Source organism: Fictibacillus sp. 5RED26 (assembly GCF_015903895.1).
In the GTDB taxonomy this organism is placed as follows: domain Bacteria; phylum Bacillota; class Bacilli; order Bacillales; family Fictibacillaceae; genus Fictibacillus; species Fictibacillus phosphorivorans.
Genome location: NZ_JACZDU010000002.1, coordinates 507,950 through 526,460 on the forward strand (window position 1 = coordinate 507,950; position 18,511 = coordinate 526,460).

21 protein-coding genes are annotated in these 18,511 nt (G+C 38.3%); 18 read left to right on the forward strand and 3 right to left on the reverse strand.

What is annotated here, in order from left to right; translation table 11 throughout:
• Positions 1-4: 4 nt before the first annotated feature.
• The 7 genes from flgL (at position 5) to IHV10_RS10750 (ending at position 4,553) form a co-directional block, all read left to right on the forward strand.
• A complete protein-coding gene (gene flgL / locus IHV10_RS10720) occupies positions 5-901 on the forward strand; it encodes a flagellar hook-associated protein FlgL (protein ID WP_197128947.1) in 897 nt (298 codons plus the stop codon).
• Positions 902-965: 64 nt separating this feature from the next.
• The gene (locus tag IHV10_RS10725; RefSeq protein WP_197128949.1) at positions 966-1,520 is read left to right on the forward strand and encodes a DUF6470 family protein; all 555 of its coding nucleotides are present in this window, start codon (positions 966-968) and stop codon (positions 1,518-1,520) included.
• Positions 1,521-1,546: 26 nt separating this feature from the next.
• On the forward strand, positions 1,547-1,990 hold the full coding sequence (gene fliW, locus IHV10_RS10730; RefSeq protein WP_197128951.1) for a flagellar assembly protein FliW: 444 nt from the start codon (positions 1,547-1,549) through the stop codon (positions 1,988-1,990).
• A 3-nt stretch (positions 1,991-1,993) separates the two neighbouring features.
• The gene (gene csrA / locus IHV10_RS10735; RefSeq protein WP_197128953.1) at positions 1,994-2,221 is read left to right on the forward strand and encodes a carbon storage regulator CsrA; all 228 of its coding nucleotides are present in this window, start codon (positions 1,994-1,996) and stop codon (positions 2,219-2,221) included.
• Between the two features lie 144 nt (positions 2,222-2,365).
• On the forward strand, positions 2,366-3,460 hold the full coding sequence (locus tag IHV10_RS10740; RefSeq protein WP_197128955.1) for a flagellin: 1,095 nt from the start codon (positions 2,366-2,368) through the stop codon (positions 3,458-3,460).
• 477 nt (positions 3,461-3,937) lie between these two features.
• A complete protein-coding gene (locus IHV10_RS10745) occupies positions 3,938-4,114 on the forward strand; it encodes a YjfB family protein (RefSeq protein ID WP_197128957.1) in 177 nt (58 codons plus the stop codon).
• A gap of 124 nt (positions 4,115-4,238) precedes the next feature.
• On the forward strand, positions 4,239-4,553 hold the full coding sequence (locus tag IHV10_RS10750; protein ID WP_197128958.1) for a DUF5658 family protein: 315 nt from the start codon (positions 4,239-4,241) through the stop codon (positions 4,551-4,553).
• A 64-nt stretch (positions 4,554-4,617) separates the two neighbouring features.
• Here the strand turns inward: IHV10_RS10750 and IHV10_RS10755 are convergent, their stop codons facing one another.
• The 3 genes from IHV10_RS10755 to IHV10_RS10765 are packed head-to-tail and all read right to left on the reverse strand — an operon-like array spanning position 4,618 to position 7,315.
• Positions 4,618-6,414, reverse strand: a complete 1,797-nt coding sequence (locus IHV10_RS10755; RefSeq protein WP_197128960.1) for a hypothetical protein — start codon at positions 6,412-6,414, stop codon at positions 4,618-4,620.
• A 3-nt stretch (positions 6,415-6,417) separates the two neighbouring features.
• Entirely contained in the window at positions 6,418-6,897 is a 480-nt protein-coding gene (locus tag IHV10_RS10760; RefSeq protein ID WP_153237379.1) for a prepilin-type N-terminal cleavage/methylation domain-containing protein, read from the reverse strand.
• Complete coding sequence (locus IHV10_RS10765) at positions 6,878-7,315, reverse strand: type IV pilus modification PilV family protein (protein ID WP_197128962.1); 438 nt, start codon at positions 7,313-7,315, stop codon at positions 6,878-6,880. The genes IHV10_RS10760 and IHV10_RS10765 overlap by 20 nt, the downstream gene beginning before the upstream one ends.
• 169 nt (positions 7,316-7,484) lie before the next feature.
• Here IHV10_RS10765 and IHV10_RS10770 point away from each other — a divergent pair, with 169 nt between their 5' ends.
• The 11 genes from IHV10_RS10770 (at position 7,485) to IHV10_RS10820 (ending at position 18,485) form a co-directional block, all read left to right on the forward strand.
• A complete protein-coding gene (locus IHV10_RS10770) occupies positions 7,485-8,909 on the forward strand; it encodes a hypothetical protein (RefSeq protein WP_197128964.1) in 1,425 nt (474 codons plus the stop codon).
• A 37-nt stretch (positions 8,910-8,946) separates the two neighbouring features.
• Entirely contained in the window at positions 8,947-9,687 is a 741-nt protein-coding gene (locus tag IHV10_RS10775; RefSeq protein WP_197128966.1) for a PRC-barrel domain-containing protein, read from the forward strand.
• Positions 9,688-9,697: 10 nt separating this feature from the next.
• A complete protein-coding gene (locus tag IHV10_RS10780; RefSeq protein WP_197128968.1) occupies positions 9,698-11,086 on the forward strand; it encodes a VanW family protein in 1,389 nt (462 codons plus the stop codon).
• Complete coding sequence (locus IHV10_RS10785) at positions 11,083-12,747, forward strand: GspE/PulE family protein (protein WP_197128970.1); 1,665 nt, start codon at positions 11,083-11,085, stop codon at positions 12,745-12,747. Before IHV10_RS10780 ends, IHV10_RS10785 begins: the two co-directional genes overlap by 4 nt.
• Before the next feature lie 8 nt (positions 12,748-12,755).
• Positions 12,756-13,796, forward strand: a complete 1,041-nt coding sequence (locus IHV10_RS10790; protein WP_197128972.1) for a type IV pilus twitching motility protein PilT — start codon at positions 12,756-12,758, stop codon at positions 13,794-13,796.
• A gap of 1 nt (position 13,797) precedes the next feature.
• Positions 13,798-15,006: a type II secretion system F family protein gene (locus IHV10_RS10795; RefSeq protein WP_197128974.1), complete on the forward strand. Its 1,209-nt coding sequence runs from the start codon at positions 13,798-13,800 to the stop codon at positions 15,004-15,006.
• Positions 15,007-15,036: 30 nt separating this feature from the next.
• Positions 15,037-15,465: a type II secretion system protein gene (locus IHV10_RS10800; protein ID WP_066397963.1), complete on the forward strand. Its 429-nt coding sequence runs from the start codon at positions 15,037-15,039 to the stop codon at positions 15,463-15,465.
• 30 nt (positions 15,466-15,495) lie between these two features.
• Positions 15,496-15,900 (forward strand): type II secretion system protein, encoded by a 405-nt coding sequence (locus IHV10_RS10805; RefSeq protein WP_197128976.1) that lies wholly within the window; start codon positions 15,496-15,498, stop codon positions 15,898-15,900.
• A 173-nt stretch (positions 15,901-16,073) separates the two neighbouring features.
• Positions 16,074-17,057, forward strand: coding sequence for a type IV pilus biogenesis protein PilM (pilM, locus tag IHV10_RS10810; protein ID WP_197128978.1), 984 nt, complete (start codon positions 16,074-16,076; stop codon positions 17,055-17,057).
• Positions 17,051-17,662: a PilN domain-containing protein gene (locus IHV10_RS10815; protein WP_197128979.1), complete on the forward strand. Its 612-nt coding sequence runs from the start codon at positions 17,051-17,053 to the stop codon at positions 17,660-17,662. Before pilM ends, IHV10_RS10815 begins: the two co-directional genes overlap by 7 nt.
• Complete coding sequence (locus IHV10_RS10820) at positions 17,649-18,485, forward strand: hypothetical protein (protein WP_197128980.1); 837 nt, start codon at positions 17,649-17,651, stop codon at positions 18,483-18,485. Before IHV10_RS10815 ends, IHV10_RS10820 begins: the two co-directional genes overlap by 14 nt.
• Positions 18,486-18,511: the final 26 nt, after the last annotated feature.

Here is an 18,511-nt window from a genome sequence, read left to right on the forward strand (position 1 = left end):
CTAAATGCGTGTAACACAATCAATGTTATCTAATAACATGCTGCGCCATATTAGCAAAAGCTACGAAAGTATGGCAAAAACACAAGAACAGTTAACTACAGGTAAAAAGATTAGCCGTCCATCGGATGATCCAGTCGTTGCGATGAAAGGCATGACATACCGAACGAACTTAACAGAAGTTGAGCAATACAAACGTAACCTATCTGAAGCGTATAACTGGATGGAGAATTCAGATGCTGCACTAGATAAAGCAACAAGCGTGATGCAGCGTATTCGTGAGCTAACTGTTCAGGCAAGCAACGGAACCTATGAAGAGTCTCAAAAAGGCATGATTGGAAAAGAAATTGAGCAATTAAAAGAACATCTCGTTTCTATCGCAAACACACAGGTTGCTGGTAAGTACATATTTAATGGAAATGATACAACGAAAAAACCAGTTGATTTGAGCAAAACACCATCCGTTTCCGATAATGGTAATTCAGTTAATCTGGAATTGTCTCAGGGAATTGAAGTAGCAATTAACATCAACCCTAAAAATGTATTTACTCATACAGCCGGCTCACCGGAAAGTGGTTTGTTCGGAGATATCAATGAGTTGCTAAAATCGCTAGAAGGTGCTGCAGGAGAAAAAATCAACGGATTCTTAGATAAGCTGGATTCACATATTGATAACCTGGTTGCCGAACGAGCTGAGTTAGGAGCAAGATACAATCGTGTAGAACTAATCGATGCTCGAGTTGCAGAGCAAGAAGTCATCGCGAATCGCATACTTTCTGATAATGAAGATGCGGATATCGAGCGTGTGATTACAGACTTAAAGATGCAAGAAAGTTTGCACAGAGCTGCACTAGGAGTTGGATCTCGCATCATGCAACCTACACTTATGGACTTTTTACGATAAACCTAAGAGAGCTATCCTTGTGATAGCTCTTTTCTTGCAATAAAATCCTTTGGAGGGATCACTAATGAATGTTCCTCAACTTAGACTAGAATCAACGAATGCTAGAATAGGACTACAAACACAGCAACCTGTTCAAGGCATCCAACAAGCCCCCGCTGATTTGAAAATTCGACAGCCAAAAGCAGAACTAGAAGTGAATGTAACACCTAGTCAATTAACCATCGATCAAACAGAAGCATGGGCTGATATGGATTTAAAACACATTTCACGCAGAATTGAAGATTTTGCACAACAAGGATACGAGGATTGGCTAACAGGTTTAGCTCGAATGGCTCAAGAAGGCGATGACTTGATGAGGGTAGAAAACGGCGGCAACCCAATAGCGGAACATGCCAAAATAAACAGTGAAAGTCCGATATATGAATTTAACATCGGCTTTATTCCGAGAGCAAACAGTGTGAAAATCAATTATCAAACTAGTAAAGTTCAACTAAATTGGCAGACTCACAAACCAGAGATTGATGTTACGATTAATAGACCTCAGCATCAATACACTCCAGGTAAGGTAAATATAAGCATGGAACAAATGCCTTCTTTAACAATTAACTGGACGACATAGAATACAAAAAGTAAAGGATGATTGCTATGATACTTCATACCAAATTTGAAGAAATAATAGAGGTATCTGAGAAAGATATCTTACATTTTGAACAAGGATTGCCGGGTTTTGAAGACGAAAAACAATTTGTTCTTTTACCTATGGAAGGGACTCCATTTTCAACACTTCAATCGGTATCTACTAAAGAACTCGCTTTTTTTACCACAAATCCATTTTTATTCTTTAAGAACTATGATTTTGAATTAGTAGAATCGGTACAAAATCAATTGAAAATAAAAGAAGAATCTGATGTGTTAGTTCAGGTCATTTTAACGATCCAAGAACCATTAGAAAAAACAACAGGCAATCTTCAAGCACCTGTAGTGATTAATGTAAAGGAAAACTTGGCAAAGCAAGTAGTACTAACAGATAGTAAATATCGAACAAGGCATGAATTGCAAGAATCTCGCTTTATCGGACAGGAGGGTTAAGGCATGCTTGTATTAACCCGGAAGTTACAAGAAGCAATTAAAATTGGTGAAGATATTGAGTTAACTGTGTTATCCATAGATGGTGATCAGGTGAAGATAGGAATTTCTGCGCCTAAACATATAGAGATTCATCGAAAAGAAGTCTTTCTATCTATCCAACAAGAGAACAGTAAAGCAGCAAGCACCTCACTCAACACTTTCAAGACATTAAAAAAGTTAAAAAACTCATAAAATCCATTAAAGAAGTTTTTAATTACTCCGATATAACGAATGTAGGAACAAGCAGTACTTTTAACGGCCGTAAAAGTACGCATGTTTCATTAAAGAATCCAACCACAAGGACGTGGGCGGAACACATTCAAGGAGGAAATGAAAATGAGAATAAATCATAATATCGCGGCTCTGAACACGTATCGTCAGTTGAACAGTGCAGCAACTGGTCAAGCTAAATCAATGGAAAAGTTATCTTCTGGTATGCGTATTAACCGTGCTGGTGATGATGCTGCAGGTCTAGCAATCTCTGAAAAAATGCGTGGACAAATTCGTGGTTTAGATCAAGCTTCTCGAAATTCACAAGATGCAATTTCACTTATTCAAACTGCTGAAGGTGCATTAAATGAAACTCATGATATTCTTCAACGCATGCGAGAACTCGCTGTACAAGGGGCGAATGATACGAATGTAACTGAGGATAGAGCTGCTATCCAAGAAGAACTTAACGAGTTAAAGAAAGAAATTGATCGCATTGGAGATACCACAGAATTCAATACACAAAAGTTACTTAAAGGTAACTTAGGTGGTACAGTTGATCAAGATGCTGCAACAACAACGGTTTTGGCTGTAACAGGCGTTGCTTCAGCGCAAACTTCTGGTGCAACAGCTGGAACTTATACAATTACAAGTGGTACTGCTGGTGAATTAACAATGACATTTGGTTCTAAAACTCAAACAATTACTAATGCGGATGGGGCTCAAGAATTAAATTTCTCTGATTTTGGAATAACAATTAAAACAAATGCTGGTTATACTGCTGACGATGCAATTGGTGATGTAGAAGTACTCGCGGGTTCTGCTACTTTCCAAATTGGTGCGAATGAAGATCAAAAAATCAGTTTAAATATTAGAAATATGAAGACTGATGGTGATTTGAATCTTGCTACAGCTGGAAGAGTAGATGTAACAGATCATACAACCGCAAAGGCATCTATTACTAATATTGATTCTGCAATTGAAGAAGTTTCAAAAGAACGCTCAAAACTAGGAGCTTATCAAAACCGATTAGAGCATACAATTAATAATTTAAACACATCTTCTGAAAATGTTACTGCTGCAGAGTCTCGTATCCGTGACGTTGACATGGCGAAAGAAATGATGAACCAAACAAAGAACTCTATTCTTTCTCAAGCAGCACAAGCAATGTTGGCTCAATCTCAACAAACACCTCAAGGAGTGTTACAACTCTTAAGGTAATGTTGAGAAGGGCGTCTAACTTGGTAACGGGTTAGAGTACCACTGGGTGAATTGCTGGAACTTCCTTAGAGCCTTTTATCCCACAACGTGACTGGAAACGGTGAGCGTGACGGGTTGAAAAATAAGAGGATTGGATAATCAGCAGCGAAGCTCCTAAGAGGAAACTCTGGAGAACGTTCAACGACTAGGAGATACGGTCTAAGGCAATTGCTATGACCATGAACTCCGTAGGGCGGTTAAGCCGTTCGAAGTGCCCAGCCCCTTTGATGGTAAGGGTGAAGATATAGTCTATTCTATGATCGAAAGACATAGTCGCGAAGCAAGCGAACCAACAACCACAAGGAGTTCTTCAACTTCTTCGTTAATCTCATTAAGTCATCGGGATATACCCCGGTGGCTTTTTTACATCATGAACTATTATTTTCTTTAGTGGCATAGTTTTATTAGGTTAACTAAGTCTGAAAGGAGGTGAAACTCATGGACATTGCCGCATTATCCATCATGATGAATCACTCACAAGTCAAGCAACAAGCGAACATCTCTGTTATGAAAATGGCGATGAACACTGCTGAACAAAACAATGTGAATTTGACCAAGATGCTGGAACAGTCTGTTCAGCCACACATAGGTAGCAAAATAGATGTAAAGTTATAAAGAGATCTCTTTTTCAGAGGTCTTTTCATTTTGTCGATATTCCTGTCGACTTTTGCAACACATTTCTAGTAAACTTTCTTTCTCAATATGGGTATACTTCATTAGTAGAGGAGAGTGAGCGGAGATGGAACGGCTTGTACGAATACAACGACATTTGTGGGTTTGTTTGTGTTTAGGTCTCTTGAATGCGGCAGATGCTCTGTTTACTCATCATTTACTGCAAAAAGGTGGTAGAGAACTAAACCCGTTGATGCGTGGTATCTATGAATATGATCCTGTTATCTTTCTGCTTGTTAAATTCTTTTTTACGTATTTGATCATCGCAGTCGGATTTGTTCCTTTAAAGAGAAGAGTTCAAGTGCTGCTCAACATAGCATTGATCATTTATTCTGTAGTAATTATATGGCATATTATCATTAATGTTCTACTCGTAAGATAAGTGAAAATCCACTTTATAGATAGTATTTAAGAAGCCCACCAGAATCTCTGGTGGGCTTTAATAGTTATTGTAAATACCTATCTATTTTTTTCACGGATAACTCTGATACTTTGGGTAGTCCTTCAGGTGGATTTTGAATAAGATCTGGGTTATAAATGACTCTCAGTCTTGATTCATCAGGTGAGATTCTGTCTTGATTATCATCGTATTTGTCTCTAGAACTACCTTCAGTTACATTACCTCTAGTAGCATTCAACACAACTTTTCTGCCAAATACTCCACCTTGTAATTCAACGTTAGACCCAACTCCGTAAATTTCCATTAAGTCTTCTGAATAAAAGAATCCTCTTATAATGTTAGGGTCATTTTTATATACGTTGTTATTGGCAATCAGAATCTTTTTCTTTCCAAAGAGCACTAATGATTTCTCATCTTCGTTTCCATTTTTTGTTCCTTCTAACCTAGCAAAACGGATTGTTGTTGTACCTGTTACATAAATAACAGAATCAAATTTAACATGTGAATTCCAGATTGTAAGATTCCCATTCACAAAGATAGGCCCTTTAATCTCGAATTTCTCGTAGTTGTTAACATTATAATGACCGTTAACATCAGGTTTTCCAATTGTTAAATTACCACCAATGTATGCACCATTTTCAAATGATAGTTGGTTCCAATTTGCGATTTTGTTCGGATGACTATTAAACGTTACACTATTAGTTGTGCTCAAACGTTTAAACGAAAAGCTTTCCATAAAAGGAATAGGATTCACTGAGTTAACATATACATTTCCGTTGTTAGTTCTGGAATTTGTACATTTATTTTGAAGATCTAATATAAATACACAATTTGCAGGTGGTTTAGTAACTGTAAAGTTCCTTGTTGAATCTGTAAAAAAGTAGTCATCTTTTTGGTCGTCAATTTTAATCGGAGTGAACTTTGGTGTTCTTGTCTCAATTTTGGGAACGTACTTACTTTGAAAGCTTGTAAAAGCTGGGCTTATAAAGTTTTTATCTAGTTTTTCATATTTTCCCTGACCTAGTAGTTCCTCATACCAGTTAAGTGATGAAGGAAATTCTTTTTCTTTAATATGAACACTGTAGTTTGGAGAATTTTTTAGTTTATATAAATCCTTCAATAAGATTAGCCGTGCTTTTTGAGAACCTTCTCCTTCCATACTCGGATAATCTGATGGGATCCAATTTCTTGCTTCTCCTTCAATACCGTGATTGTGAGTCACTAAGTTACCTTCAACATAAACATCGCCTTTAATGGCTACTCCGCCATGCAGAAACATGTTTCCATCATCGGTAGAAGAACTACAATTGCTGCCCGTACAAGGGAATGGATTATACGAACCAAGCGCATAATTAAGTGCTTCAGGTGTTTGTTTACCACCAAGCTGAATCGTTGAAATTAAGGTTTTTGTTTTTCCTTTAACTGTTGCCTGGCTATGTATAGTCATCGTTTGCGTTAAGTCTTCGGGATTCGTTGAAATTCTCTTACGATCATAAATCTTAACTTTTACGACACCGTCTTCTGCAGGAATAATGGAGTTATCTAAAAAAGCATCACTAGGTTTGTCAACTTCATAATTATCTAGGAGGTTATCTATGGCCGTGTCGAATGCAGAAACATCAAGATTTATATAATCTTTTGAACGAGTCTCTAAAAGGGTGGATACATAATCAATTCCTTTTTCTGCTAGTTCAATAGATTGAATTTGCGTTTCACGAGCATCTGTTTTTTTGACACCATTAAATGTTGTAGTGACTAAGGAGAGTCCTGCGACTGTGAAAATAACGATCATCAAAAGTACGATTATCAACGTATTGCCTTTTTCAGAACAAAAGTATTTCATGCGTTATTCCTCCATTAGTCTAAATTGACTTTCTAGTTTTAGCTTTTTTGCATTGGCATTCTTGTTACTTCCAACTAGCAGATCAATTTTAATACTCTTATCCACTATAGTTATTGTGGATCCTGAGAAATTAAAATCGTTAGAGCTAATCTGCCTGCCATCGATAACAGGCTTATCTTGTACGAATCCAATGGTTTTGCTTGTATTATTATTTAATTTATAAACGAGAGTATTTGGATCATTGACCGTTTCTTTCACTTTTGATGGTGTTGCTGTATATAGTACGTTAATAAATTCTGACATGACTAAATCTGCTTCATCACGAATTAATGTTTCATTAAAAATTTTGTTCTCAGTTTTTAATCCGTTGAGTAAAACGAAATAAACAGCAGTAGCGATAATGGAGAAGAGAACAAGGGAAAGTAAAGATTCGACTAAGGTGAAACCTCTTTGGTCTAAGTATCTAATTCGTTCTCGCAGCATCTTTTAAATACCCCTCTACAGATGTAGGATTTGGTTTCCCATAATTGACAAGAACTTTTGCAGAATATAGTCCTATCTCTTTATCGGCAGGTAATTGTTTAACTCTTATGGTTATCTTATATGGCTTATTATTAATATCCATCTCATATAAACTTTGGCAAGCAGAGGTTGTACAGGTGGATTTGGTTAATGACTTATCAGACATTCCAGAAATCAAATTAATTCCATATGGCTCATGATTAATCTGTATACGCTCCAAAGTCATCCGAGCTAGATTGGTAGCAACTAGCTTGGTATTATTTCCTGCTGATATTTGGTTTGCTTGGTGGAAAAATTGCGAAATCCCTATTACGGAAACAGATAGGATTGTTAATGAAATAAGAACTTCTATTAGAGAAAAACCTTTTTCTGAAAGCATTATAATCATCCTTAACTGTTTTTTTTCTGGTCACAAAGACCTAGTAATAAAGATTTTACTGCTTAATTATACAATATTTTTTAGAAAAGTTTGATATTATTGGGTGATTTTTAGTAAAAATGTAGTATTATAGGTTTAATTAGCGAATATTGGAATTGAGGAGAGGTCATTGACACAAATTATTGTTTTGTTAGTAAGCACATTAATTGTAGGTTCGCTGCTATATTTTTATCCTCCAAACGTTAAACGGCCATTGAAAATGACAATTCTAGGGCTAGCTTTTTTGTTGGCTTTAGGAGGGTTGTTTATTTTAAATAATTTATCTTTTGGATTAGCTCTTACTGCAATGATGTCAATCGCTTTTATTGCATCATATATAGCAGCAAAAAAATTCAACTTAGTTTCAGCGAGTACAGGGCAATCAGATATTGTTTTTTCTTTTTCCCAGAATGAAATAGCAGCTGAGAAGTATGTACAAGAGAATCTTATAGAACAAGATGAACAAGCTGTTGCAATAGAAGAGCCCTTAACAAGCAGTGATATAAATAATGAGATAAAAGAAGCTCAAAAAGATTCATTTATAGCTGAGGATTTAAAAGATTTAGATCCTATTGAACTATTAGATTTAAATATCGACGAAATTATAGCAGAAGAAGAAACAATGAGTATAGATATCGTTTTGCCGGCAGAAGAATTGGAAACAGATGACATGCTCACTGAGTCTATTGAAGATGAATTCGAATTCTTGAAAGAAACAAGAGAAATATCTGATGAAGAGCTTACGAATTTGCCTATAGCTACCGATATAGAAAATGAGGAGATTCTTTTACAACGCGCAACATTATTAGAAGATTTAGGGGAACCGGACACATTGGTGGAGGCACCGGAAAATATTGAAATCTTAATACTTGAGGACGTCTTTGAACCAACTGAAGAACTATCTCATGATAAGAACTTTATTTTTGAGGATAATGCACCATCAACAGAAGCAATGCTTGAGGAACTACTAAGATTAGAGGATACAGAAGAGTTGCTGACTACGATTGAAGAGACAAACACCGAAGAAGCCCACATCATGGAAGAACCTATCATACAAGTTGAAATCACACCGGAAGAGCCTATACAAGTTGAAACTGAAATTGAAGCAACACCTATGGAAGTAGTAGTTGAAATAGTAGAACCTGCTGAAGAAATTTCATCATTTGAAGAACAAGATGAGTTTCCAGTTACGGATACAGAAGAAGTAGAAGAAGTAGTGCCTGGAATTGAAGAAGTTGAAGCGTCTATTATCGAATCTGTTGAAATCGGTACACCTGATATGAATGTAGAGCTACAGGATATGTTTCTAAGTACCTTGCACTCATACAAAGAATCAGGTGATCATAGCTCTTATCAAGAAATGCTCGTCACGTTATTGAACCAAAAACTATCACACAAAGACTTCTATCTGTTTTCAAAACTGTTGCTAGATTCATATATGACGTCTAGTAATTTAAGCAACGTCAATCCTTTAATTGAGACGATGGAAGAAAAGCTAAGCCACTACCCTGTGATTGTAGAAGAGCTTCAAAGATACAAAGAAATGAACAAATAACATAATTATTTTAAACATAAAGGACTGGGTGAGTAATATGAAAAAAAGTAATCAATTTGTTGGACTGCCTATTATCAGTATTGCAGACGGAGCAGAAGTAGGACATGTAAAGTCATTGGTCGTTAATCCAAAAGAAGGCATGGTTGATTTCCTAACGGTTGAACATGCGGACTGGCAGATCAGCGTACGCGCAGTTCCGTTTAAGAAAATTGTAGGTGTTGGAGAGTTTGCAGTCATGATTGAAGACAGTACATCGATCTTTGATTTAACAGAGATTCCGATCGCAAACGAACTTGTGCAAAAGAAAATTACCGTAGTTGGAGCTAAGTTGATTGATCGTAAAGGTCAACTGATTGGAGAAGCGACTGAGTTCTTCATCAACGAAGACACGGGAGCCATTCTAGGTCTGGAATTGTCACTGCGTTCAAAGAAAGTAATCCTTTCATCCGAACAACTTATCACGTATGGACGTGATTTGATCGTTATTAAAGAAGAAGCACAGTTGAACTTTTTAGATAAAGCTGAGTCTTTATTAGGTGGGGCTGCTTTAGAAGAAGAGGAAGTTGCTGTATCTGTTGAAGAAACAAACGAGCTATCTGAGTTCCAAGAAAAGCAACTGAAATTATTGACTGGACGAACGACTACTAAAGATATTTACGAAAGAAACGGTGAGCTTTTATTTCCGAATGGAACCACTCTAAATAAAGAGGATGTTCGTAAAGCTCAAGAGAAAGGACCTGCCGTTCTAGCGGAACTTTCCATGAACGTTGTGGGCTAAAGAGAACGCGATGGCTAAAAGAGAATTCAATCCTAAAAATTTTCTTGTGATCTTTGCATCCCTTAGCCTTGCAGCTCTTTTTCTTTTCTTGATTAGTCACTTAGGGACAAAGGTATACTCTAATATTTTCGAAGAAGAAAAGTATGGTACGGGGGTTGCAATCGCTTCTCTACCCTTAGAAAATATAGCCAAATCTGAAGCATTACCACTTGTAAATGAAAAAGTATCACAGTGGCAAAACGATCATCCCGTGTACTTAGTTTACAACGAGAAAAAAGTTAAATTGCCTAGTGGTGTATGGCAGTTTCAGGTTGAAGATAGTCTGAAAAACCTTTCGACTAATGTTTCACCGTTATTAGTAAACGTAAATAAGGAGACGGTTGAACAAACCATACAACAACTTCAAGTTAGTGGACTTACAGAGTTATTGGATGAAGAGATGCTACATGCACACCTGAAAAAGCTTGGATCTACCTTACAAACAAATGAACTTGAAATCCCAATCAACGAATTTCTCACTACGTTCGGACAAGCAGAAGAAGTGGTGAGTGAAAGCACGATTAAACTCCCAGGAGAGCATGTTCTTTTAAAAGATTGGGTAGAGGGTTTAGAAAATTATGAGATGAAACCAGGAGAAGTTTTCTCATTAATAGGAGCTCTAGAAGAAGTAGACATGACGGCACAAGATTCGATTGATCTTAACGTGTTGGCTAGTGGCATTTATGGAGCGATACAAAAAACAAACTTCAGCATCATCGAACGTCATACATCAAGAGAGCTGCCTGATTATGCGTCACTAGGATATGAGGCACTCGTTAAACCTCAAGATATGGATCTAGCTTTTAAGAATACAAATGCTTCGTCTTATAAATTCAACTTTATGATGGATGGAAACAATTTAAGTGTTTCGATTGTGGGGGTACCACTTCCTTATACATATACCGTCAAAGTGGAAAAACAAGTTTTTGAACCAAAGACCATTATTCATTTTAATGACCAGCTGGCATCGATTCTGAGTGCAGTTACCGTAAGTGGTGGAAGGGAAGGTTATCTGGCAACGGTCTATCGTAAATCGTTTGGTTCTGGTGGTGAGGAAGTAGCTTCGGAAAAGCTGGCAGAAGACTTTTATCCTCCGCAACATCGTATAGAAGAGAGAGGCTATCCGATTGAGGAAGAGGAAACGCCTGAAACAACACCAGAAGAGGGTACACCTGGAACAGCATATCCGTATCCTTTCCCGTATTATCCAGATACGAATAATCCGATGAACCCATATATACCTGTAATGCCAGGTATTCCGGGCACAGATTCTTCGGACAAGACAACACCAAATCCTGATTCAGAAAAAGAAACGAATCCTAGTAATCCTGGTAAAGAGAGCGACGGTGAGATAAAGTGATCGTTCAAAAAAAGCGCCTTGGTGATCTTTTAGTAGAGTCTGGTTTAATCACTGAAGAAGTTCTTCAGCAAACGTTAAAAGAGAAACGTAGCAACCAAAAACTTGGTGATGCTTTTATCGAAAAAGGTCTGCTGACCGAACAGCAGCTTATCGAGGTACTTGAATTCCAACTCGGTATTCCGCACCTCAGTTTGTATCGCTATCCGATCGATGAACAAGCAGTAGCCATTGTTCCAAGAGAGTTTGCGAGAAGGCATTTTCTCATGCCGGTGAAAAAGGAAGCAGACAAGCTCTTTGTTGCGATGGCAGATCCTATGGATTTTACCGTTATCGATGATTTGCGATTAACAACTGGTTTTCAAATAGAACGTGCGATATCAGCGAAAGACGATATCATCCGTGCTCATAACAAGTATTACGATATCGACGATTCTATGGACGAGTTTCTTGATCTTCTGCCACAAGGTGCGTCATTAAGTGATGACAGCCGAATGACAGAGGAAGATTCACCAATCGTTAAACTCGTAAACCAGATCATTCAGCAAGGTGTTCAGCAAAAAGCGAGTGATATCCATTTTGATCCGCACGAAACCAAGGTTGTGATTCGTTATCGGATTGACGGGATGTTAAAAACGGAACGAAGTCTACCAAAGCATATGCAGAACATGCTGACGGCACGTATTAAGATTATGGCGAACTTGAACATAACCGAAAGCCGCCTGCCTCAAGATGGCCGAATAAAGATGACGCTTGATATGCATCCTGTAGATCTTCGAGTATCTACATTGCCAGCTATCTATGGTGAGAAGATTGTACTGCGTATTCTTGATCTCGGAAGTTCCTTGAATCATCTAGAAAATCTAGGTTTTAACAAGCTGAACATGCAGCGGTTTACAAATCTAATCAAACAGCCGAACGGAATCATCTTAATTACGGGTCCAACGGGATCAGGTAAATCATCAACTCTGTATGCAGCATTAAACAAACTGAACACAGAGGAAGTGAACCTTGTAACGATTGAGGATCCTGTTGAATACCAATTGGCTGGCATCAACCAGATTCAAGTGAACTCTTCGGTCGGTCTTACGTTTGCAAGTGGTTTGCGTTCGATCCTCCGACAAGATCCTGACATCGTCATGATTGGGGAGATTCGAGATACAGAAACGGCAGAAATTGCAGTTCGTGCGTCTCTAACTGGTCACTTAGTATTAAGCACACTTCATACGAACGACTCAATTGGTACAATTGCTCGTCTAACTGATATGGGTGTTGAACCGTTCTTAGTTGCCGCATCGCTATCTGGAGTTATCGCTCAGCGTTTGGTTCGAAGAGTATGCCGCGATTGTAAACAAACGTTTAAAGCGACAGAACGAGAAAAAGAAATCTTCGCTAAACGCGGTATTAAGATTGAAACTGTTTCCCGAGGAAAAGGTTGTGGGATGTGCAACAGTACTGGTTATAAAGGCAGGATTGCACTTCATGAAGTATTAGTTGTGGACGAGCATATTCGCCAGCTTATTATGAACAACAGACCGATTGTAGAATTGCGTGACTATGCAATGAAAAACGGAACGATCTTTTTGATCGATGACGGATTCCTAAAAGTGAAACAAGGCTTAACGACGACTGAAGAAGTCTTGCGTGTAGCCATCAACGAGTAGGTGCTGATATGAAGGAAAAGCTGGAACAATGGCTGAGAGCAGCCTTTCAATTAAAAGCATCAGATGTTCACCTGTCTGTTGGAATGCCACCTGTTTTCCGAATCAATGGGGGACTGAAACGATACGGTAGTGAAGCATTGAGACCTGAGGATACGGAACAGATTTCACAACTAGTCATCGATGAAAAGTATTATGGGGACTTTGAAGAAGCGGGAGAAATTGATATCTCCTATGGTATCCAAGGATTGTCGCGCTTCAGGGTAAACGCTTATCGTCAGCGGTCTTGTGTGAGTCTTGCTTTTCGAATCATTCCAACATCCATTCCAAGTATGGAAGATTTGATGCTTCCAGAAAGTGTGCGAAAGATGGCGGGAAAACATCAAGGGCTCGTCTTAGTAACCGGCCCAACAGGTAGCGGGAAATCTACGACTCTTGCCTCGATGATCGATTTTATGAACCGGACGATGAGCCGGCACATTATTACGTTAGAGGACCCGATTGAGTACTTGCACAAACATCGAACGTGCGTGATCGACCAGCGTGAAATTGGTTTTGATACAAACAATTTCGCAAACGGTCTTCGCGCAGCACTCCGTCAAGACCCTGATGTGATTCTGCTTGGGGAAATGCGCGATCTGGAAACCATTGCGACCGCTATTACGGCAGCGGAAACGGGTCACCTTGTTCTAGGCACACTACATACGACAAACGCATCAACAACGATCGATCGAATCGTCGATGTGTTTCCACCGGAACAACAAGGACAGATCCGAATTCAGTTAGCCTCCGTACTAGTTGGTGTCATGTCACAGCGACTTCTCCCAACCAATGATGGTAAAGGAAGAAGAGCCATTACAGAGGTGTTAGTCAACACACCAGCTGTAGCGAATTTGATTCGCAATGAAAAGATTCACCAGATTCATAGTGTGATGCAGACGAGCAAAAACGCTGGGATGCATACGTTTGAGATGTCTGCCAAGGAAGCTCTTGAACGCAACGAAGTTTCAAGAGAATTCGTGGAGCCATATCTCCTGGAGAAGGGAGGCTAAGATGGCACAGTTTAGTTATGTAGGTCGTGACAAGAGCGGGAAAAAACGTTCAGGATCTGTTCTTGGGCTATCCAAGCGTGAAGCGGTTCTAAAGCTAAAAGAAAAAGGAATCGCAGTCACAGAAGTACAAGAGATGAAGCAAACGCTGTTTAACAAAGAAATTTCGTTAGGCAGTCCAGTAAAATCTCAGCAGTTTGTCATTTTCTTAAGGCAGTTTGCAACATTGTTGCGTGCTGGTGTATCCGTTGTAGATTCGACAAGTATCATGGCTGCTCAGACAGAGAGTAAAGCGCTACAAAAGGTGTTAGCCGATGTGGAAGAAGAGCTTCGTCAAGGTAACCCTTTGTCTAATGCGATGAGTCGGCACCGAAATGTGTTTCCACCGATGGTTATCAACATGGTGTCCGCAGGAGAAGCAGGAGGTAGTTTGGACGATACACTCGACCAGCTAGCTACCTATTTTGAGAAACAGCATTATACGAAGCAAAAGATCATTTCAGCGATGATGTATCCGATGATTGTAGGAGTGGTAGCCGTGTTTGTCGTAATCTTCTTGCTTGCAAAGGTTGTGCCAACGTTTGCAGCTATGCTTCAAGAGGCTGGAGGAGAGCTGCCGGCTATAACAAGGTTTGTATTAGGAGCTAGTGAATTCGTGCAAGGTTTTTGGTGGCTTTTACTCATATTCTTGGTGTTATTCTATCTAGCGCTCTTGATCATTCGTAAAAATAAATCTAGCAGGTATTACTTTGATTATGTGATTCTGAAAGTTCCAATATTCGGTAAGCTACTTCAGAAATCTGCACTTGCGAGGATGACAAGAACGCTTAGTTCACTGTTTTCTAGTTCAGTACCAATTCTACAATCACTATCAATTGTAGAAAAAGTGGTAGAAAACGAGGTCGTTGCTAAAGTAATTCGGGAATCAAGAAGTTCTCTCGAAACAGGACAGAGATTGACAGAACCGATGAAAAATCACTGGATATTCCCACCACTAGTAACCCAAATGATTTCAATTGGTGAAGAAACGGGATCACTGGATGAAATGCTCGCAAAAGTAGCTGACTTTTATGAAAAAGAAGTTGAAACAGGGACTGATCGATTAAAAGCGCTTATTGAACCGTTGATGATTGTGTTTCTAGCATCTGTGGTGGGTACGATTGTTGTATCCGTTATGGTTCCTATGTTTGAAATTTATAAAACAATTGGTTAGTACGTAAAAATAAATAGGGAGTGAACAAAGTTGTTTAATAAACTATTAAAAAAACACGCAAAAAACGAAAAAGGACTAACGCTCATTGAGTTGTTGGTAGTTATCGTTATTCTAGGTATTATTGCAGCTATCGCAGTAGTTAGTATTGGTGGAATTATCGGAAAGACAAAAGATAAAGCTGCTGTTAGTGAGGCAGTTCAAATTATTAAAGCAGCAAAGATGGCACATTCAACTGAAAATAATGCAACGACTTGGACAAGTACAGCAGAAGCTAATAACCCATTAAAAGAGTATGTTAGTAATTTAAAGGATAACGCATGGACTGTTACATTTGATGCGACTACAAAAACATATAAAATATCAGATCATGCAGCACTTGATGCTATGAAAAAAACAAATACTTCTCAGGCTGATCCTATTACAGAAGCACAATTAACGACATATCTTGGTGGAAATTAATTCTACGAATTTAAAGGAGATGCAGGATAGATGTTAAAGAATTTTAAAAGATTATTAAAAAATGAAAAAGGTTTAACACTTATTGAATTGTTAGTGGTAATTGTAATTCTAGGTATTATCGCAGCAATTGCGGTGGTAAGTATAGGTGGAATTATTGGTAAAACAAAAGAGAAAGCACAAGTTACAGAAGCGGTTCAAATTATTAATGGCGCAAAATTAGCATATGCTGCTGACAATAAAGCTTCCTCTTGGGAGAATTCTAGCTCTCTATCAGATTATGTTAACAATTTAAAAGATAGCGAGTGGAAGGTAACATTAGCAAGTGGAGCATATAGCATTGATGGACACGCAGCAGAAGCTGTTAGTGGGGTTGATACAAATACAGACGGTGTATTATCAGAAACAGAATTAACCAAGTATTTAGGTGGACAATAAAAAGTAAAATACTAATTCTCCTTTTCTTGAGAAGGAGAATTAGTATTATCTTTATGCACTAACACTAAGGAAAAACTAAAATTGCGCATCATTTTACGATTTCATCTATATAAGGTGCAATGGTCAAATGAATCGCTAATATAGTTTTGCATTCTAGACAGAGGTGAAAACAAATGTTATTCAATCTAGGACTATTCAACAAAAAAAGAATCAACTTAATACTCCAAGATCATGTTATCCGTTATTTGGATTACCGTCATCCAGAAGATCTAGATGTAAGAGGCTCTGGTGAACGTTATCTTCCTGAAGGATTGATTCATGATGGGCTTATTGCAGATCGTGAAACCCTTTTAACCATTCTAGAAGAGTGTATAGCGGAATGGGGAATCAAAGGTCGAGAAGTTCAGTTCTTAATCCCTGATAGCAAACTCGTTATTCGGAAACATCAGGTTCCCACTAACCAAAAGGATGAAGAGATTAAAGGCTACTTATATATGGAGCTAGGTAATACCATCCATCTCCCGTTTGAAGATCCTGTATTTGATTATGTGTTACTTGATACAAATGAGGAGAAACGAGAGATTTTGCTGTTTGCTGCTTCGGAAAAGATGGTGCACGACTATTCAGCATTGCTTACTGACGCGAAGTTAAAGCCAGTTGTTGCTGATGCTTCATGCGTCGCTTTGTATCGACTTATTTTTATGAAGGATCTCGTTTCTGAAAAAGATCATACCCTTTGTCTACAGTTTGATATTCCTGCCGTTCAACTAAGTATCTTTCATCATCATAAGCCTTATTTCTTCAACCATCTAAAAATGGAGACTGATTATAAGAGCTGGAATTTTAAACAGCATTCTACAGGTGTACAGAGAATTGAATGGCAAGGTGATTCTGGTTATATACATGGCTTAATAGAGGATAAATTGGTAGAAATAGAGCGCATCGTGAACTATTACAAGTTTACAATTAATCAAGGTGAACAAGGTGTTACGAAAGTTGTGTTGTCTGGTGAGTTGCCAGAGTTGTCATACATTCAAGAAAGATTGTCTTCCAAACTGGATGTACCCGTACTGACGATCAAACCTTCTGACACATTACTGCCTCCACAATTTGATGTAGTACTAGGTCTTGGATTAAAAGAGGTGCAGCTATGTTAGTCGATATTAACCTTTTACCTGTTAAAGAAAGTAAATCATTAAAGACTACCATTCTATTAATAGCTGCAGTGACGTTGTTTTTAGGGTCAGCGACATGGCTAGGACTCGACTATTATGTAAGTGCAGGCACACTGCAAGAAAAAGAACGACTATTAGAACAAGAAAAACTTTTAGTGCAAACGCAGTTGGAGAAACAGCAACAAGTTGTACCACAAGTGGAATCAGAACCTTTAGCGGAAAAGATTGATTATATTCGTGATAAGAAGATCGCCGCTACAGATTTACTTCAGCACTTAGTGGCCTTGCTTCCAGAACGTGGTTTTTTTATGAAGTATGAATACAAAGATAAGAAGACAATCTATGTTGAAGCGCAGTTTGACACACTAGCAGAAACTTCTCACTATTTATTTGAATTAACCAATTCTCCATATCTAGCAGAGGCTACAATTGAAAAAATGGAAACGACTAACTTTGAGGAAATCAATAATGGAGAAGATATGACAGCTATGGAAGAGTATCTGCCCCGTTATAAAAGTCTCTATAAAATTGAGTTTGAGAAAGAGAAAATTCTTGAGTTAAAAGGTGAAGAGAATGGCGGAGAATAATAAGCTTCTTACATATGTGGGACTAGGTGTCATTCTTTTATTGGTTATAGGTGGAGTATATGGATACTTTGGCTTATTGTCACCTTTGCATCAGAGAATTGAATCGGTAGATACAGAAATGAAACAGCAAGAGGTACTTTTAAAGAAGGCAAATGAATCTGTTGCTGTAACTACACAAACAAGTGAAAATACATTTGCTCTTCAAGAGGAAGTGCCGGTTAAGCCTCTCGTTGATCAATTAATGCTGCAGTTCGAGAAAGCAGAGGTCTTATCTGATAGCCTTATCCTAACGATGGACTTTTCAGATGGCGAAGCATCGGAAGAGGAAGAGGTTGTTCAAGAAGAGACTGCTGATAGTCCAGCTCCTGAGGAACCAGCAGCTGAAGAATCAAATGAAACCGAAAATTCAGATGAAGGTGCAAATACGACCGAAGTAGTAGAAAATGAAGGTGCAAACGGAAGCAATGCAGTGGAAACAACTGAAACACCAACACCTGCTGTTCCTGAAGTTTTACCTCAGGGTGTAAAAAAGATTACTGCTGAGATGTCAGTGGTATCTAAAGATTATGAAGGTATTCAAAAATTCATACGAACTATTGAAGAATTAAAGCGTGTCATTGTCGTGGAAGGCATTACGTTTACTGGAATGGAAGAACTTGAAATCGCTTCTGCTGATGCTGTTACCGACCAGCTCAAATACGAAATAACCATTTCAGCCTATTATTTACCAGAACTTACGGATTACTTAAAAGATCTTCCAAAAGGAGAATTTCCAGCTCCGAACGGAAAAGACAATCCTTTAATCAATAATGACGAAGAGTAGATATAGAAAAGCCAATCACCGTATGT